Annotated in this window: 15 protein-coding genes and 1 pseudogene; 7 read left to right on the plus strand and 9 right to left on the minus strand. The window is 69.3% G+C overall.

The window, feature by feature from the left end; translation table 11 throughout:
- Positions 1 to 211: 211 nt before the first annotated feature.
- The 3 genes from QZH66_RS13130 to leuE all read right to left on the minus strand — a co-directional run bounded on the left by QZH66_RS13130 (position 212) and on the right by leuE (position 2806).
- A complete protein-coding gene (locus QZH66_RS13130; protein WP_305806395.1) occupies positions 212 to 1642 on the minus strand; it encodes an amino acid permease in 1431 nt (476 codons plus the stop codon).
- A 149-nt stretch (positions 1643 to 1791) separates the two neighbouring features.
- Positions 1792 to 2151, minus strand: a complete 360-nt coding sequence (locus QZH66_RS13135; RefSeq protein ID WP_305806396.1) for a DUF488 family protein — start codon at positions 2149 to 2151, stop codon at positions 1792 to 1794.
- Positions 2152 to 2182: 31 nt separating this feature from the next.
- Positions 2183 to 2806, minus strand: a complete 624-nt coding sequence (leuE, locus tag QZH66_RS13140; protein ID WP_305806397.1) for a leucine efflux protein LeuE — start codon at positions 2804 to 2806, stop codon at positions 2183 to 2185.
- Positions 2807 to 3025: 219 nt separating this feature from the next.
- Between leuE and QZH66_RS13145 the strand changes: the two genes are divergently transcribed.
- Together QZH66_RS13145 and QZH66_RS13150 are read left to right on the plus strand one after the other, a co-directional pair.
- Entirely contained in the window at positions 3026 to 4606 is a 1581-nt protein-coding gene (locus QZH66_RS13145) for a DNA recombination protein RmuC (RefSeq protein WP_305806398.1), read from the plus strand.
- Positions 4607 to 4657: 51 nt separating this feature from the next.
- Positions 4658 to 5197 (plus strand): glutathione peroxidase, encoded by a 540-nt coding sequence (locus QZH66_RS13150; RefSeq protein ID WP_305806399.1) that lies wholly within the window; start codon positions 4658 to 4660, stop codon positions 5195 to 5197.
- Between the two features lie 224 nt (positions 5198 to 5421).
- Here the strand turns inward: QZH66_RS13150 and QZH66_RS13155 are convergent, their stop codons facing one another.
- The 6 genes from QZH66_RS13155 to QZH66_RS13180 form a co-directional block, all read right to left on the minus strand.
- The gene (locus QZH66_RS13155) at positions 5422 to 6396 is read right to left on the minus strand and encodes a VacJ family lipoprotein (protein ID WP_305806400.1); all 975 of its coding nucleotides are present in this window, start codon (positions 6394 to 6396) and stop codon (positions 5422 to 5424) included.
- Between the two features lies 1 nt (position 6397).
- The gene (locus QZH66_RS13160; protein ID WP_305806401.1) at positions 6398 to 6742 is read right to left on the minus strand and encodes an STAS domain-containing protein; all 345 of its coding nucleotides are present in this window, start codon (positions 6740 to 6742) and stop codon (positions 6398 to 6400) included.
- Entirely contained in the window at positions 6696 to 7355 is a 660-nt protein-coding gene (locus QZH66_RS13165; protein ID WP_305806402.1) for an ABC transporter substrate-binding protein, read from the minus strand. The genes QZH66_RS13160 and QZH66_RS13165 overlap by 47 nt, the downstream gene beginning before the upstream one ends.
- A gap of 2 nt (positions 7356 to 7357) precedes the next feature.
- Positions 7358 to 7879: an outer membrane lipid asymmetry maintenance protein MlaD gene (mlaD, locus tag QZH66_RS13170; protein WP_305806403.1), complete on the minus strand. Its 522-nt coding sequence runs from the start codon at positions 7877 to 7879 to the stop codon at positions 7358 to 7360.
- 107 nt (positions 7880 to 7986) lie between these two features.
- Complete coding sequence (locus QZH66_RS13175; RefSeq protein ID WP_305806404.1) at positions 7987 to 8736, minus strand: MlaE family lipid ABC transporter permease subunit; 750 nt, start codon at positions 8734 to 8736, stop codon at positions 7987 to 7989.
- Entirely contained in the window at positions 8736 to 9524 is a 789-nt protein-coding gene (locus tag QZH66_RS13180; RefSeq protein ID WP_305806405.1) for an ATP-binding cassette domain-containing protein, read from the minus strand. Before QZH66_RS13180 ends, QZH66_RS13175 begins: the two co-directional genes overlap by 1 nt.
- Before the next feature lie 208 nt (positions 9525 to 9732).
- Here QZH66_RS13180 and QZH66_RS13185 point away from each other — a divergent pair, with 208 nt between their 5' ends.
- From QZH66_RS13185 to QZH66_RS13205, 5 genes and pseudogenes are all read left to right on the plus strand, one after another.
- Positions 9733 to 9933, plus strand: a complete 201-nt coding sequence (locus QZH66_RS13185) for a hypothetical protein (RefSeq protein WP_305806406.1) — start codon at positions 9733 to 9735, stop codon at positions 9931 to 9933.
- 3 nt (positions 9934 to 9936) lie between these two features.
- Positions 9937 to 10323 (plus strand): hypothetical protein, encoded by a 387-nt coding sequence (locus tag QZH66_RS13190; protein ID WP_305806407.1) that lies wholly within the window; start codon positions 9937 to 9939, stop codon positions 10321 to 10323.
- A gap of 63 nt (positions 10324 to 10386) precedes the next feature.
- Positions 10387 to 13728, plus strand: a complete 3342-nt coding sequence (gene recC / locus QZH66_RS13195; protein WP_305806408.1) for an exodeoxyribonuclease V subunit gamma — start codon at positions 10387 to 10389, stop codon at positions 13726 to 13728.
- The gene (locus tag QZH66_RS13200) at positions 13725 to 17378 is read left to right on the plus strand and encodes an exodeoxyribonuclease V subunit beta (RefSeq protein ID WP_305806409.1); all 3654 of its coding nucleotides are present in this window, start codon (positions 13725 to 13727) and stop codon (positions 17376 to 17378) included. The genes recC and QZH66_RS13200 overlap by 4 nt, the downstream gene beginning before the upstream one ends.
- Positions 17375 to 17861 (plus strand): annotated as a pseudogene (locus tag QZH66_RS13205) (exodeoxyribonuclease V subunit alpha); the annotation flags it as partial. The gene QZH66_RS13200 and the pseudogene QZH66_RS13205, both read left to right, overlap by 4 nt.

Here is a 17861-nt window from a genome sequence, read left to right on the forward strand (position 1 = left end):
CCGCGTCCGTGCCGCAGCGGGCTTGTCCACAGCATCCGGGCCTTCCGGTGGTCCACAGCGCGCGTGACGCAACCGGTGTGCCCGCTCGCGACGGCCGTGGCACCGGGCGGGGCGGCGGCGCCCGGTGGCGATCATCCGCGCATCCGCAATCGGGGGATAACTAAAAAAGGCGGGCCGAAGCCCGCCTTTTGCGCTGCCGTACGGGAAGCCGTCAGGCCTTGCCGAGCACCGCGTTGCGGCGGCTGTAAAGCACGTACACCAGCAGCCCGAACACATTCCAGATCAGGAACCACAACTGGGTGCGGTGGGGCAGGCTGAAGAACAGGTAGATGCAGCCCAGGATCGCGATCGGGGCGATCACCCACGCCAACGGCGCGCGGAACTTGCGTTCGCGTCCCGGCTCACGCTTGCGCAGCACCAGCAGGCACAGGCCGACCGCGGTGAACGCGGCCAGGGTGCCGGCGTTGGCCAGCGCGGCGATTTCATCCAGTCGCGCCACACCGGCCAGCGCGGCCACCAGCACCGCGGTGAAGGCGGTGATCGCCACCGGGGTACCGGTCTTGGCGTTGACCTTGGACAGCCCGCGCGGCAGCAGCCCGTCGCGCGACATCACGAAGAAGATCCGGCTCTGGCCATAGAAGAACGCCAGCAGCACGGTCGGCAGCGCGATGATCGCCACGATGCCGATCGCCAGCGCGGCGGTGCCATGGCCGAGTTCACGCATGATCAGCGCCAGCGGCTCGGCGCTCTTGCCGAACACGCTGAAGCTCATCGCACCAACCGCCGCCAACGCCACCAGCAGGTAGATCACGGTGCAGCCGACCATGGAACCGATGATGCCGATCGACAGGTCGCGCCCCGGATTCTTGGTTTCCTCGGCCGCGGTGGAAATCGCATCGAAGCCGTAGAAGGCGAAGAAGATGATTGCCGCGGCCGCCATCACGCCGCGTTCCACCCCGTCCGGCCCCATCGTCTTGGAGAAGCCGTAAGGCATGAACGGCTGCAGATTGGCCGGGTCGAACGCCGGCAACGCCACCGCCACGAAAATGCCCAGCGCGATCAGCTTCAGTACCACCAGCACCGCGTTGAGCGTGGCGCTTTCCCTGGTGCCGACCATGAGCATGCCGGCCACCAGGAAGGTGATGACGATGGCCGGCAGGTTGATCACCCCGTCGGCGTGCGGCCCGGAGGCCAGCGCCTGCGGCAGCATCACGTTCCAGCCGAACGAGGTGTGCAGCCATTCCAGGAAGCCGACGAAGTAGCCCGACCAGCCCACCGCCACCGTGCTGACCACCAGCGAATATTCCAGGATCAGGCTCCAGCCGACGATCCAGGCGATGGTCTCGCCCAGCGCGCTGTAGCTGTAGGTGTAGGCGCTGCCGGCGGCCGGCATCATCGTCGACAGCTCGGCGTAAGCCAGCGCGGCGCAGGCGCAGATGGTGCCGGCGATGATGAAGGACAGCAGCACCGCCGGGCCGGCCTTGTCGGCGCCGACCCCGATCAGGGTGTAGATGCCGGTGCCGACGATGGCGCCAATGCCCAGCGCGACAAGGTGCGGCCAGCTCAGGGTGGGAACCAGTCGGCGTCCGGCTTCGTGGACGGTGACTTGGTCGATGGATTTGCGCCTGAGCCAGGACTGCATGCGGGCCTCGTTGGATGACGGATGAAGACAGCCGCCGAGTGTGGCCGAACGCAGTGCAGCAATGCCAGAAAATCCCGCTGCCGACAACGCGCTTGTCGCCCGCTGGCTACCTGGGTGCCGGAACCGGCATAAAACCGGCGTCTCCGGTTTCAGTGCGGCCGGCGCGCATGGGCCAGCAGATACTCGCGCAGCGCCACCGCCTGGTTGTGCTCGCTGTCGTGGGCGCCGTACACCAGCGTCACCGGTCCGCGCTCCAGCGCATCGCGCAACGGCGCCAGCAACTTCGGCTGGGCGGCCAGCTCCTGCCAGTAGCGCTGCCTGAATTCGTCCCAGCGTTCGGCCCGGTGGTCGAACCACTGCCGCAATTCCGTGCTGGGGGCCACTTCCTTGAGCCAGTGCGCGGCCATTTTTTCGTGGCTCACCCCGCGCGGCCACAGCCGGTCCACCAGAAACCGTGAACCATCCTGGTCGCTGGCCGGTTCGTAGGCGCGGCGGATATGGATGTCCATGCACGTCTCCTGCGATGGCGGCCCGGGTCGATCAGCTGTCAAGGCCCAGGCGGATGCCGAACGCGATCAAGCATACGCCGACCAGCCGCCGCAGCCAGCCGCCCAGCCGCCGGTGGTGGGCGAGCCGCCGCGCCATCAGCTGGCCGCCGCCAACCAGCACCGAGCACCAGCCGATGCTGATCAGCGCGATCAACGCCGCCATGGTCAGGAAGGTGGCCGCCCCGCGCTGCGTGGCCGGGTCGATGAACAGCGGGAAGAACGCCATGTAGAACATGATCGCCTTGGGATTGAGCAGGGCCACCAGCAGCGCCTGGCGGAACCAGCGCCGGCCGTGTTGCTGTGGCGCGATGGCCGCATCGGGGCGCGGGGTACGCAGCAGTTGCAGGCCGACCCAAAGCAGATAGCCGGCGCCGGCGTAGCGCAATGCGGCAAACAGCAGCGGATGCGCCTGCAGCAGGGCGGCCACGCCCAGCGCGGCCAGCGCGATCAGGATCTGGTCGCCCAGCATCAACCCGGCCAGGGTGATGTAGCCGCCCCGCAGGCCGCCGCGCGCGGTGGCGCTGAGCAGGGTGAAGGTGCCCGGGCCGGGCAGCATCAGGAACAGGATCACGGCGACCACAAAGGTGCCCAGGTCGTGGATACCCATCCAGGGCATGGCGGTGGTTCCGGTAAAGGTGGGGAAAAAGATCCAGCGCGCGCCGGAGGATCGCGGCGTGCGGGTGATCGCGATGTTCCGCGCCCGCCCTGGCAATGACCGGATCAACGAACGGCATCAACAGCGGCGGCGCGGCTATCACCGCGCTAGGGCAAGCGGCGCTGCACATGATCGCAGATGTGGCGCAGCCGGTGAGACGGCGGTGGCTACACTGGGCCGATGCAAACCGAATTCATGATTGTTGGCGGGCTGGTGCTGGCCGTACTCGTGCTGCAGCTGGTGCTGTTGTTCCGCCGTATGGATGGCGCCGCGCTGGAGCAGACGCTGCGCGAGGAGCAGCGCGAGGGCCGCAGCGAACTGCGCGAGCAGCTGGAAGCGCTGTCGCGGCAGCAGGACGCGCGGATCGAAGGGTTCGGCCGCAACCTGGCCGACCTGTCCAGTCGCCTCGACCAGCGCCTGGACCTGCTGCGGGACAGCCTGACCGGCGATGCGCGCAAGGGGCGCGAGGAAAACGCCCAGGCGCAACAGCTGGTGGCGCAGTTGCTGGGCACGCGGCTGCAGGAAATCCGCACCCAGCTCGACGGCTTCGGCCAGCAGCAGGACGCGCGCCTGGACGCCTTTGCGCGCCAGCTGGGCGAGCTGGTCACCCGCACCGACCAGCATCTGCTGAGCTTGCGCCAGACCCTGGTGGAAGAAACCCGGCGCGGCCGCCAGGAAGGTGCCGAAGGCCAGCAGCGCTTCTCCGAGGTGCAGGGTCAACGTCTGGCCGAATTGACCCAGCGCAACGAGCAGCGCATCGGCGAGATGCGCGCCACCCTGGAAGCCCGGCTCAAGGACCTGCAGGCCGACAACGCCGCCCGGCTCGAGGGGATGCGACAGACGGTGGACGAAAAGCTGCACACCACGCTGACCACGCGGCTGGATTCCTCGTTCAAGCTGGTCTCCGAGCGGCTCGAGCAGGTGCAGCGCGGGCTGGGTGAAATGCAGCAGCTGGCCACCGGCGTCGGTGATCTCAAGCGGGTGCTGAGCAACGTCAAGAACCGCGGCAGCTGGGGCGAGGTGCAGCTGGACAACATCCTCGAACAGACCCTCACCGCCGAGCAGTACGCGCGCGGGGTGCGGGTGCGCCCGGACAGCGGCGAGATTGTGGATTTCGCGGTGCGCCTGCCCGGTCGCGGCAACGACGAGGTGCCGGTGTGGCTGCCGATCGATTCCAAGTTTCCGCGCGAGGACTACGAACGCCTGCTCGACGCACAGGAGGCCGGCGACCAGGAAGGCGTGCGCGGCAGTGGCGCGCAGCTGGAACGGGCCCTGCGCATTCAGGCCAAATCGATCAGCGACAAATATGTGGTGCCGCCGCACACCACCGATTTCGCGGTCATGTTCCTGCCCACCGAAGGCCTGTACGCCGAAGCCATCCGCCGCCCCGGGCTGGTCGATGCGCTGCAGCGCGAACACCGGGTGGTGATTGCCGGGCCGACCACGTTCACCGCGCTGCTCAACAGCCTGCAGATGGGCTTTCGCACGCTGGCGATCGAACAGCGTTCCAGCGAGGTGTGGAAGGTGCTGGGCGCGGTCAAGGCCGAGTTCGGCAAGTTTGCCGGCATCCTGGAACGGGCCGAAAAACAGATCAGCACGGTCGGCAAGAGCCTGGGCGAGGCCGGGCGCAAGACCCGCACCATCGAACGCAAGTTGCGCGGGGTGGAATCGCTGTCCAGCGACGCCTCGCAGGCGCTGCTGGGCGAGATCGGCGGCGATGACGAGAGCGCGGAGGAATCCATCGCGGACAGCGGCATCTGAGTCACGCGGGCGGTTTATGCTTGCACTCCAATCCCCCATTCAGGACCTGCCATGACCGCTTCCGTATATGACATCCCGTTGACCACCATCGATGGCGCCGCCGCCTCGCTGGGTGACTACCGCGGCAAGGTGCTGCTGGTGGTGAACGTGGCCTCCAAGTGCGGCCTGACCCCGCAGTACGAAGGGCTGGAGCAGCTCTATCGCGAAAAGCACGGCGCCGGGCTGGAAGTGCTGGGGTTCCCGGCCAACGACTTCAACGGCCAGGAGCCGGGCAGCGAAGAGGAAATCAAGCAGTTCTGCAGCACCCAGTTCGATGTCAGTTTCCCGATGTTCGCCAAGATCGCCGTCACCGGTGCGGCCACCCATCCGCTGTATCAGCAGCTGATCGCCGCCCAGCCGGTGGCCAGCGGTGAAGGCCCGATGCGCGAGAAGCTGGCCGGCTTCAACATCGCCCCCAATCCGGCGCCGGGCGTGCTGTGGAACTTCGAGAAGTTCCTGATCGGCCGGGATGGCCGCGTCATCGGCCGTTTCTCGCCCGATACCGCCGCCGACAACGCCGCCCTGCGCGAGGCGATCGACGCGGCGCTGTAACCCCGCTGCGGCGACCGGGCAGGCGCGCNCCGGGATGGCCGCGTCATCGGCCGTTTCTCGCCCGATACCGCCGCCGACAACGCCGCCCTGCGCGAGGCGATCGACGCGGCGCTGTAACCCCGCTGCGGCGACCGGGCAGGCGCGCTGGTCCGCCCGGCCATCTGGAACAGCCAAGAAAAAGCCCGGGGAAACCCGGGCTTTTTCCGTTGTGGCGAAGCGGCTGCTCAATCGCCCCAGTTGGGCATCGGCATCGCATCGACCGGGATGGTGTCCATGTCGTCCTGGTCATGGTTGCGCTCGCCGCGACGGTCGCGCTCGATCTGGTAGCTGCGCCGCTGCAGCCACGCATCGCGGGTCAGCGCGTATTCGTCCACGGCTGAATCGCGGATGTCGTCCACTGCCAGCAATTGCGCGCGCATGTCCACCAGCTGCAGGCCCTGCAGGCCGATGCGCAGCCGGTCCTGCTCGATCGTGCGGATCGGCGACAGGGGCATATCGCCGGCCAGGCCGAACACATCACGCACCGTGCGCGGGCCGAAGAACGGCAGTTCCACATAGCGCGAGCGGGTCCAGCCCCAGACCCCGAGGGTCTGGCCGAAGTCTTCCTTGCGTCGCGGCACCATCGCCTTGCTGGCCGGATCGAACAGGCCACCGAGGCCCAGGGTCGAATTCATCAGGAACCGGCCCAGGCTGTCCCAGGCATCATCCGGGCGGCCCTGCAGCAACTGGTTGGTGATGGTGACCGGCGCGCGCAGGTTGCTGAAGAAGTTGCTTACCCCGGTGCGGGCCACGGCCGGCACCACCTTGGTATAGGCGGTGGCCAGCGGACGGGCGACGGCGCGGTCGATGGCGTTGTTGAAGCGGTGGATCCGGCGGTTCAGGGGCTCCCACGGGTCGTAGGCCGCCAGCGTGTCTTCTTCCCCGCTGGTGGCGGCCAGGGTGGGGGCGGGACCACCGTAGAGCGCGGCAAAATCCTCTTCGGCCCCGGTCGGGGCAGTCGCGGTGTCGGCGTCAGCCGCGGCAGCAGGTGCCACGGCAGGAACCTCAGCGTTGGCCGCCGCCGCGGGGATAGCGCTGGCGGGCGCAGACGCCGGCGCTACCACGGTGGACACCGGCGCCGGCGCGCGCATCGGCTTGCCGGCGCAGGCGGCGAGCACGGCCACCAGCGCGAGAAGGGGAAGGGTACGCAAGGCGTTCATTTCAGCTCGCTGCGGCAGGCGCATTGAAATCCAGGGTGGGAGAGAGACGGTAGGCGGCGCACAGTTCTGCCAGACCGGGCGGCGTTCCGCACAGGCGTTCGCCGGCGGCGGGGCGCAGCTGGCCGGCCAATTCCGCCAGCAGCGCCAGCCCGGCGCTGTCGACGCCCTGCACCGCGTGCAGGTCCAACTGGCGGATCTGCGCCAGCCCGCGCCGGGCCGTCGGCCACAGGGCGATGACTGCGGCCCGGTCGATCACGCCACTGAAGCGCAGCGTGTCGCCGTCGCGTGTGAGCTGGGCGTTATTTGGCACGGGGCGCGGCCTGCATGCTGCCGGTGCGCAGTTCATTGGCGACCTGGACGATGGACTTCTGCCGCAGCGGCGCATCGAACTGGTTCTTGAAGGTCTGCACGTAGGAGATGCCTTCGATCATCACATCGAAGATTTTCCACTGGCCGTTGACGTTGCGCATCAGGTAGTCGATCGGGGTCGGCTCGTTGCCGGCGCGCATCAGTTCGGTGGAGACCTTGACGCCGCGGCCGCCGGGCAGCGCGGTTTCCGAGCGCAGGCGGAAGCTGGGCTTGCCCTGGATATCCAGCAGGGTGGTGCCGTAGCGCTGCATCAGGTTGTCGGCCATGGCATCGGCAAACAGGCGCACGTCGGCATCCGAGGCGCCCCGGCCATGCACGCCGAGCACCAGACGGGCCGCGTAATCGCGGTCGAAGCCGCGGCTCAGCTCGCTTTCGATGAACTGGCGCAGCACGGCCGGGTTCTTGCGGAATTCGGCGCGGCGCTGTTCCAGCGAGGTCAGGATCCGGGTGCTGGACTCCATCACGGTCCGGGCCGCGTCACTCTGGGCCGCCGGGGCACTGGGAGCCGGACGCGCCTGCGCCTGGACCAGGGTCGGCAGGGCGGCGAGCAGGGCCGAAGCCAGCAGCGCGGGGATCAGTTTGCTTTTCATGGTTACGGTTCCTGTGCAGGCGCGTGGGCGTTGTCGCCGTCGTGGGACTCGGCAGCACCGGTGTTGCCGGGGCCGCTGAACATGTACTTGCCGACCAGCTGGATCAGATCCACCGCCGGCTGGGTGTAGGCGATCTCGTCGCCCGACTTCAACACGTCCGGATCGCCACCCGGCTGCAGGCCGATATAGCTTTCGCCCAGCAGGCCACTGGTGAAGATGCCAGCCGAGGTGTCGGCGGGCAGATCCTTGAACTTGTCTTCCAGCGACAAGGTGACGATGGAGTCGTATTTAACCGAGTCCAACTGAATATCGGCCACCTGGCCGATGACCACGCCGCCGATCTTCACCGGCGCCTGCTTGCGCAGCTGGCCGATCTGGCTGAAGCGCGCCTTCAGCACATAGTCGCCACCGCCGCCACCGAAGCGCTGGTTGGTGGACGCCACCGCTAGCACCATCAACGAGGCCAATGCCAGCACCAGGAAAGCGCCAACGGAAAATTCGAGTCTGGGTCCGCGAAGAGCCATGGAGGTTATCTCACTGTTGATGCATCTGCTGCTTCGGATTCATCGAAGCAGGGGTGTGGTTACAACCCGCGCAGCCGGCGCGGGCGCTTGACAGGACGCTGCAACGCTTACTGGAACATCAGCGCCGACAGCACGAAATTGAACATCAGCACCAGCAGCGAGGCGTTCACCACCGCGCGGGTGGTGGCCACCGAGGTGCCCTCGATGGTCGGCTCGGCGTGGAAGCCGACATAGGCCGCCACCAGCGCGGCGGTACCGCCGAAGATCGCCGACTTCAGCATCGCCACGCCGAAGTCGTCGCGGAAATCCACGCTGTTCTGCAGCGCAGACCAGAACACGCCGTTGTCCAGGCGCAGCACATGCACCGCTTCGAAATAGCTGGCGCTGATCGCCAGCGAGCAGAAGATGCCGGTCAGCAGCGGCACCGTCAGCACCGCGGCCCAGAAGCGCGGGGCCACCACCTTGGCCACCGGGTCGATGGCCATCAGTTCCAGCGCCTTGATCTGGTCGGTGGCGCGCATCAGGCCCAGTTCGGCGGCGATCGAGCTGCCGGCGCGGCCGATGAACAGCAGCGCGGTCAGCACCGGCGCCAGCTCGCGGTACAGCGACAGCCCCAACAGCGTGGACAGCGCATCGGCGGCGCCGAACGTGGTGAGCGTGCGATAGCCCTGCAAGGTCAGCACCAGGCCGACGAACGCCCCGCCCACGGCGATGATCGGCACCGAGCGTGCCCCGGTCTTGTAGATTTCGCGGATCAGCTCGGCGAGGAAGTCGGGCGTCGGCAGCGAGCCGCGCACGACCGTCAACGAGAACAGGCCGGCACGGCCCAGTGAGCGGGTGGCGGAAACAAACGGCATCAGGCAACCCTTGCGCGCGGCGCGGCGTCAAACGGAATCGGGCCATCGGGCTGGCCGTGCAGGAACTGGCGCACCAGCGGATCTGCGCTGGCCTGCAACTGCGCCGGGGTACCGGAGAACACGATGCCGCCGTTGGCGATCACCACGGCCTGGTCGCAGATCGGCAGGGTTTCATGCACATGGTGGCTGACTATTATGCTGGTCAGGCCCAACGTGGTGTTGAGCCGCTGGATCAGGCTCATGATCACCCCCGAGGCGATCGGGTCAAGCCCGGTCAACGGCTCGTCATAGATCATCAGCGGCGGGTCCAGCGCCAGCGCCCGGGCCAGCGCCACGCGTCGCGCCATGCCGCCGGACAGCTCGCGCGGCCACGCATCGGCGGCGGCCAGCAGGCCCACCGCATGCAGCTTCATGTCCACCAGCCGCTTCCGTACCGGGGCCGGCAGCCGGGTGTGGGTACGCAGCGGCAACGCCACGTTCTCGGCCACGGTCAGGTCGCTGAGCAGGCCGTTGCCCTGCAGCAGCACGCCCACGCTCTTGCGCATTTCCAGCAGGGCGCGGTCGCCATCGGGAATCGGCTGGCCGAACAGCTGCACGCTGCCGCTGACCGGTCGCAGCTCACCGGTCAAGGCCGCCAGCAGCGTCGACTTGCCGCTGCCCGAGGGGCCCAGCACCGCGGTGATGCTGCCACGCGGGACCGCGAGCGAAACGTCGCGCAGGATGGTGCGGCCGCCGCGATCAATACGCACGTTCGACAACTGCACCAGGCTGGAAGAGGAAGAGGGCATGGCCGCCTTTAACGAAAAGCCAACGTTGTAAGATCGTGCTATCCGGCTGAACAAAACCGAACCGGACCGTGCAGTATTGTCACACTGGCGGCTTCCAGCGTCATCCCGGCAGGCGCGGACAGTGCGTTGCGCGCGGGTGGCACGTCGCAGCCGGTGCGACCGGAGTGCGGCAGGCTGTACCGGTATTACCCAGGGACAGGGAGAGGACATGGAGTTGCGTCATACCGAGAAGCGGGCCCCGACCGTTGGCGCCCGACTGGCGTCGCAGATCGAAGATGGCTTCCAGGCGGGCCGCCTGCGCGGGGTCTGCGTGGTGGCCGCGGCCCATGGCCACCGGGTCCGGGCTGCAACGGGCAATCCCGCGTGGCTGCCGGGAGCGGCGCCCATGTACCTGCCCGGGGAGGCCTGAGCAATGGCCGTGGCGTTGGAGTGCATCAACCTGATCATCCCGGTCCAGCGCATTGCCGCGGTGTGGCCGGGCGGTTTCAACCGTTTCTGGCGCGAGCACGGGCATCTGGCGCGGCTGTGGCATGACGGCCACCTGCTGCGCGATGGTGCAATGAACCCGCGCGAGGTGATGGCGCAGCTGGACTGGTGGCAGCAACAGGGGTTGAAGGTGGCCGACGATGCGGCCGGTGGCGAACAGGCACCTGACGTGTGTCTGGTGGATACCGTGTCCGGCCGCGTGCCGGTTGCCTGCGCGTGGCTGGAGGTGGACTGGACCCACCGCCTGGCCCGCTGGAATGGCCACCGCCGCCGCCCGCGCGGCGCCACCGGGGTTGCCGCCCGGGTGCCGTGACCGACAATGCCTCCCTGCTGCGCGGATCGTGAGCGCGCGGCGTTCCCCTCAAGTAACGATGGCATGACCGACTCCCGCGCTGACTTCCGCCTCTACCATTCCAATTCGCTCGATGTGCTGGCCAGCCTGCTCGCCAGCGCGTTGCGGCAACCGGTCGCAGGCCAGCCGTTGCTCGCGCCGGACGTGGTGCTGATCCCGCAGGTGGCGATGCGGCGTTGGCTGCAATCCACCCTGGCGGCCGAATACGGCATCGCCGCCAATCTGGAGTTCCTGACGCCGGGCGAGTTCGTGGCGCGCGCGCTGCAGGCCAACCTGCCCGGTGAGCGCGACGACCTGGATGCCGCCGGCCTGCAGTGGCAGCTGTATGCGGCGCTCACCGATGACGCGCTGCTGGCGCTGCCGGCAATGGCCGGCCTGCGCGACTACCTGTCCGGCGGCGATGCGCTCAAGCCGTGGGCGCTGGCCGGCGAGCTGGGTTCGGTGTTCGAGAAATACCAGGCCTGGCGCCGCGACTGGCTGCTGCGCTGGGAGGCCGGCGCCGAGCAGAACGATCCGCAGGCGATCCTGTGGCGCCGCATCGCGGGCGGCCGCCACCACCGCGCGCGCCGCATCCATGATTACCTGACCCGCTTCGCGCCGCCGGCCCCCGCGCTGCCGCAGGGCCTGCCGGCGCGGCTGTTCGCCTTCGCCACGCTCAACATCTCCCCCGACGTGCTGCGCATGCTGGCCACCCAGGCGCGCGTGGGCACGCTGCATTTCTATCTGCCCACGCCGACCCGCTCGTACTGGGGCGATCTGCAGACGCTGGCGGAAAAGCTGCGCAGCGGCGCGCCCGATCCGTTCGGCGAAGCGGCTGGCGAAAACCGCCTGCTCGAAGCCTGGGGCGCGGCCGGGCGCGACTTCATGGCGGTGCTGGGCAGCTACGAGGTGGTGCATCCCACCGGCGAGATCGCCGCCTATGTCGATCCGGAAGACGATACGCGCCGGCCGCTGGCCGACGGCGGGCTTGCGGACACGCTGCTGCACCGGATGCAGCGCGACCTGTTCCACCGCCGCGCCTTGCCTTCGGGCGCGCCGCGCGACGGCCTGATGATCGAGGACCCCAGCCTGCAGGTGCACGCCTGCCATACCCGGCTGCGCGAGATGCAGGTGCTGCACGACCGCCTGCGCGCGCTGCTGGAAGACCCGCGCTTCGATCCGCCGCTGCAGCCGCGCGAGATCGCCGTGCTGGCGCCGGATATCGATCCCTATGTGCCGTACCTGCAGGCGGTGTTCGGCGACCGCTCGGCGCAGGGCGAACATATTCCGTGGGCGCTGGCCGACACCAGTCCGCTGGCCGGCGAACCGCTGGCCGAAGTGTTCGTGCGCCTGCTCGGGCTGCCGGTGTCGCGCTTCGGCCTGCATGAAATCCTCGACCTGCTGGCCAGCCCGCCGATCGCCGCTGCCGCCGGCCTGGACGAACCGGCGCTGGAGCGCCTGCAGGGTTGGCTGGAAGCAGCCGGTGCGCGCTGGGGCCTGGATGCGGCCCACCGCGCTTCGCACCAGGCGCCGCGTGATGACGCCTACACCTGGGCATTCGCGCTGGACCGGCTGCTGCTCGGCTATGCCAGCGGCAGCGACGGCGATATCGCCGGCGTGGCGGCCTGGCCGGAGCTGGAGGGCAGTGCGCTGTCGGCGCTGGATGCGGTGATCCGCCTGTTGCGGGTGCTGGCGCGGCACCAGCGGGTGCTGGGCGAGGCGATGGCTCCGGAGCAGTGGCGCGAGCGCCTGCTCGGTCTGCTCGACGCGGTGATCCCGCAGGCGCCAGTGGAAGCTTCGGCACAGCGCGCACTGGACCGGCTGCGCAAGCTGATCGACGACTTCGCCAGCGCCGCGGCCAAGGCCGGGTTTGCCGCGGAAGTGCCGGCCGAGGTGGTGCGCGCGCATTTCGCCGCCACCCTGGCCGAAGCCGATACCCGCGCGCCGCTGTTGACCGGTGGCATCAGCTTCGGCCGCATGGTGCCGATGCGGCTGTTGCCGTTCCGGGTGATCTGCCTGCTGGGCATGAACGATGGCGACTTCCCGCGGCGCGATCCGGCCGCCGGCCTGAGCAAGCTCACCGCCGAACTGGGCACCGTGCAGCGCCGCCCGGGCGACCGCTCCACCCGCGAGGACGACCGTTTCCTGTTCCTGCAGCTGTTCGCCTCGGCGCAGGAGGTGTTCTACCTGAGCTACCTCGGTGCCGATCCGCGCGATGGCAGTGAGCGCGAACCGTCGGTGCTGGTGGCCGAGCTGGTCGACATGGCCGGTGCCTATCACGCCGATCCGGAAGCCGTCGCAAGGCAGATGGTGCTGCGGCATCCGCTGCAGCCGTTCGCTCCGGCCGCGTTCGGGGGGCCGGGCGCACCGCGCCACTACAGCTATCGGCGCGAATGGCAGCCGCTGGCCGGCCGCGTCGGTGGGGCGCACCAGTCGCTGGCGCCGTGGTTCCAGACCCCGCTGGCCGCCACCGAAGAACTGCCGCGCGAGGTGTCACTCGATGACCTGCGCCGGTTCCTCACCGACCCGGCCGGGCAGTTCCTGCGCCAGCTCGGCCTGCGCCTGCCCGACGAGGTGGATCTGGCCGAAGACATCGAGCCGCTGGTGGCGGCCGGCGGCGGGCTGCAGAAGCAACAGCTGCAACAGGCGGTATTGCAGGCCGCGCTCGACGGCCGTGACGACGCCAGCCTGTACCCCCGGCTGCGCGCGCGCGCGCTGCTGCCGACCGGGCCGGTCGGCCGCCGTCACCTGCAACAGCTGCTGGGGCAGATCCGCCCGGTGGCGGAGGCATTCCTGCAGTGGCGGGGCAACCAGGGCGCCGCTTCGCAGCGGCTGCAGGTCGATCTGGGTGGCCCGCTGCTGCACGGGCGGCTGCACGATCTTTATTCCCACGGCCTGGCGCGGCTGCGCGTGGAACCGTTGAACGGCACCGCCGCGGTGCGCTTCGGACTGGACTGGCTGCTGGCCTCGGCGGCGGGCCTTGAGCTGCCACTGGTGCAGTTCGTCGAAGGCGAGGGCGGCATCGTGGCGGTCGAGCGCGCGGCGCTGCCCTCGCCGCAGGCCAAGGCGGTGTTGCGCGGGTTGCTGCAACTGCGCGGGCAGGGATTGCGCGAGCCGTTGCCGTATGGCCCGTACAGCGGGTGGACGTTCTACAGCAGCGATAAACCCGACAAGGCGCGCGACGAAGCGGAACAGCGCTGGCGCGGCAGCGACCGCAGCTGGGGCGAAGGCAATGCCGACAGTTACCGGCTGGCCCTGCGCGGGCGCGACCCGTTCGCCGACGACGCCAGTTTCGGGCGCTTCGAAGCCTTGGCCCAGCTGATCTACGACGCGGTCTGCGGCGGCGTGGTGCCGGCGGCCGGCGATGCGGCGGAGGACCGGACATGAGTACCGCTGTGGACAACCTCACCGATCCGTACCTGCAACTGTCGCTGGACGGCGTGCACCTGATCGAGGCCAGTGCCGGCACCGGCAAGACCTTCACCCTGGCCACGCTGTTCACCCGGCTGGTGGTGGAAAAGCAGCTGCGCATCGGCCGCATCCTGGCGGTCACCTTCACCGAAGCGGCCACCCAGGAACTGCGCAAACGCATCCGCCAGCGCCTGCAGCTGGCCGCGCGGCTACTCGGCTCGCTGGAGGACGACCACGGCGATGCGGAGGCGCAGCTCACCCGCCGCATCCTGCGCGCGCATGTGCACACCTCGGGCGAGTCGCGCGCCACGCTGCAACGGCGCCTGCAGCAGGCCGTCGACGAAGTGGACCTGGCCGCGATCTTCACCATCCACGGCTTCTGCGCGCGGGTGTTGCGCGAGCATGCGCTGGAAAGCGGGCAGACCTTCGATGCACCCGACCTGCTCGGCAGCGAGCGCGAACTGCATGAGGTGATCGCCGCCGATCTGTGGCGCGTGTACGCCGCCGAAGACGCCTCGCTGGATGCCTTGACCCAGCTGTGGCGCGACCCCGATGCGCTGGCCGGCGACCTGTCCGCGCTGCTTGCGCCGCAGCCGCTGCTGCCCGAGGCCGGCCCGGTTCCCGCAGACCCGCGGGAAGCCCTCGCCGAGGCGACGCTCCGCCTGTCGGCCGCCATCGACGAGGCGCTGGAGGAGGCGGTCGCACTCCTGCACAGCGCATTTGAACAGAAGATATTCGATGGCCGGCGCGCCAAGCGGCCCAGTTTCGACAAGGCGGTGGCCACGCTGCGCGAGGGCCACCGTGCCGGGGTATGGTCGTGGGACGAGAAGCAGCATCTGCACAAGTTGCTGCCCGATTCGCTGCTGGGCTACTGCAAGGACGGGCACCACGGGAAGGTGCCCCATGGCCCCGTGTTCACCGCGCTGGCGCAGCTGTTTGCCGCCGAACAGGACGTGATCCAGTGGCGCCGGGCGATGGCGGTCCGGTTGCTGCACACGCTGCGCGGGGATGCCCGCAACCGGCTGCTGCAACTCAAGCGCGAGCGTCGCGTGCAGAGCTATGACGACCTGATCAACGGCGTCGCCGATGCGCTCGAGGGACCGCACGCCGAGGAACTGGTACAGCGGCTGCGCGCGCAGTATGCGATCGCGCTGGTGGACGAGTTCCAGGACACCGACGACCGCCAATGGGCGATCTTCCAGCGCGTGTTCGGCGATCCGGCCGGCAGCGGCGAACGGGCGCCGGCGCTGTTCCTGATCGGCGATCCGAAACAGGCGATCTACGGTTTCCGCGGCGGCGACGTGAACACCTATCTGCGCGCCGCGGCCGACGCCAAACGCGCGCCGGAACTGGATCGCAACTTCCGTTCGCGACCGGGCGTGTTGAACGCGATCGCGCAGCTCTATGGCAACGCCGATGCCAGCACCGGCGGCAATGCCTTTGTGCAGCCAGGCATCGCGTTCTATCGCGTGCTGCCCGGCACCACCCGCAGCGATGCCGATTACCAGTGGGACGGCAGCCCCGCGCCGGCCTTGCGCGTGCAGGTGGTGCCAGCCAACGAGGACGGCAAGGCGTTCAACGCCGAAGCGTCGCGGCGGCTGGCGAGCGATGCCTGCGTGGCCGAGATCCACGCGGTGCTGAGCGCCGCGCAGCAGGGCCGCGCGCAGATCGACGGCAAACCGTTGCAGCCGGGCGATATCGCGGTGCTGGTGCGCAAGCACAGCGAGGCCACGCGCATCCAGCAGGCGCTGGCGCGGGTCGGCATTCCGGCCGTGGCCGCCGGCAAGCAGAGCCTGTTCGCCAGCCAGGAGGCGCATGACCTGCGGGTGCTGCTGCTGGCGCTGCTGCAACCCGGCGATGAAGGCCGGCTGCGCGCCGCGTTGAGCACCGTGCTGCTGGGCGAAGACGCCAGTGCCATCGCCGCGCTCGAACACGACGGCGAGCGTCAACGCGAACACCAGCTGCAACTGCTGCAGTGGCGCGAGCGCTGGCTCAAGGCCGGACCGCTGGCGCTGGTCTCGGACCTGTGCGCGCGTCATGGCGAACGCCTGCTGGCATTGCTCGATGGCGAACGCCGGCTCAGCAACTACCTGCAGCTGAGCGAACTGCTGCAACAGGCCGATGCCCGCGCGCTGGGCCTACATGGTGTGGTCGACTGGCTCGGCCAGCACATCGCCGGCGCCGACCCCAACGACGAGGCGCAGCTGCTGCGGCTGGAATCGGATGCGCAGCGCGTGCAGATCGTCACCCTGCACAAGTCCAAGGGGCTGGAGTACCCGCTGGTGTTGCTGCCGTTCGTCGGCATCGGCAGCAAGCCGTCCACTCCGGACCGGCGCTGCGTGGTGCATGACGGTGACCGGCGCGTGCTGCACTGGAAACTGGACAAGGACGAGCCGCGCTGGACCGCGGCGGTCCAGGCGCACGCCCGCGAGGAAGCGGCAGAAGATGCGCGCCTGCTGTATGTCGGCCTTACCCGCGCCAAGCAGGCGCTGTGGGTGGTCAGCGGGCCGTTCTACAACGCGGCCAGTACCCATCTGGGCAGGATGCTGTCGGACCTGCCGGCATTGCAGGCCACCGGTCTGGTCGACGTGGCGCACGGCGCGGTTCCATCGCGCTTGCCGCTGCTGGAACTGGACAGCGATGGCGTCGTGGCGCCGGCCCGGCGGGTCACCCGTGCGGTGCCGCACGACTGGTGGGTCTACAGCTTCACCCAGCTGGCGCATGCCGACGCCGGCAGCGACAGCGCCGCCGCCAGCACCGAGGCCACCGCGGGCGCCGGCGACGAACCGGTGGACGGTGCGGCAGGGGGCGAGGAACTGGCCGCGGTGGCCGAAGCGGCGCCGTGGGACCCGCGCTTTTCCGGCAGCCGGTTCGGCAACGTGCTGCATGACGCGCTGGAGCACACCGACTTCTCCGCGTGGCGGCAGTGGCGCGCCGATGACGTCGCGCCGGCCGGTTGCGCAGACGGCCTGCGTGGCGCGCTGCGGGCCGAAGGTTATGCCGATGACGATCTCGAAGACGGCGTGGCCCTGCTCACCGCCCTGGTCGGGCAGACGCTCACTGTCGGCCTGCCCGAGGGCGGATGCCTGGCCGATCTGGCTCCGTTCGAGCGCCGTGCGGAAATCGAATTCCATTTCGCGATGCAGCCGACCGCGGTGCCGGCGTTGCTGCAGCTGCTGCACGCGCATGGGGTTGCCAGCGCGCGCAACGGTTTCGGCCTGCGACGCCAGCTGGAAGGGCTGATGACCGGCAAGATCGATCTCACCTACACCCGCGAGGGCCGCTGGTACGTGCTCGACTACAAATCCAACCGCCTGCCGGACTACAGCGCCGCGCGGCTGCACGCGGCCATGGGCCACAGCGAGTACGACCTGCAGGCGCTGATCTACACCGTGGCGCTGCATCGCTGGCTGCGGTTCCGGCTTGGCGAGCGCTATGACTACGCGCGCGACTTCGGCGGCATCCGCTACCTGTTCTGCCGCGGCCTGCGCGCCGGTGATCCGTCCGCGCCGGGGGTGCATGCGCACTGCTACCCCCCGCAACTGGTGGACGGGCTGGACCGGCTGTTCGCCGGGGGCGATGCAGGCCATGCCGGGTTGCTGCAGCGGCTGGGAGGCCAGGCATGACCCTGCTCGATACGCTGTACGCCGCCGGCGCGTTGCGTGCGGTCGATCATGCGCTGGCGCAGACCCTGCGCCGGCTCGACCCGGACACGCCCGATGCGGTGCTGACCGGCGCCGCGCTGGCGTCGCTGGCGGTGACCAATGGCCATGCCGGGTTCGACCCGGCGCAGCCGCAGCGGCTGCTGGACCTGGCGCAGCCGTTGCCGTGGCCGGCGCCGGGCGAGTGGATCGCCGCGCTGCAGGCCAGCCGCTACGTCAGCTGTCCGGACGAGGGTCTGGAGGTGGCCGCCACCGATGCGCCACTGGTCTACGAACACGGCCTGCTGTACCTGCGCCGCTACCGCGAGTACGAACGCCAGCTGGCCGCGGGCCTGCGCCGGATTGCCGAGGCCACGCCGGCCGGGGCCGACCCGGCCACGCTGGCGCCGCTGTTCCACGCGCTGTTTCCGCAGGCGCGCGATGGCGATGACCGCCAGGCACGCGCGG

This window comes from Stenotrophomonas sp. YIM B06876 (assembly GCF_030711595.1).
Taxonomy (GTDB): Bacteria; Pseudomonadota; Gammaproteobacteria; order Xanthomonadales; family Xanthomonadaceae; genus Stenotrophomonas.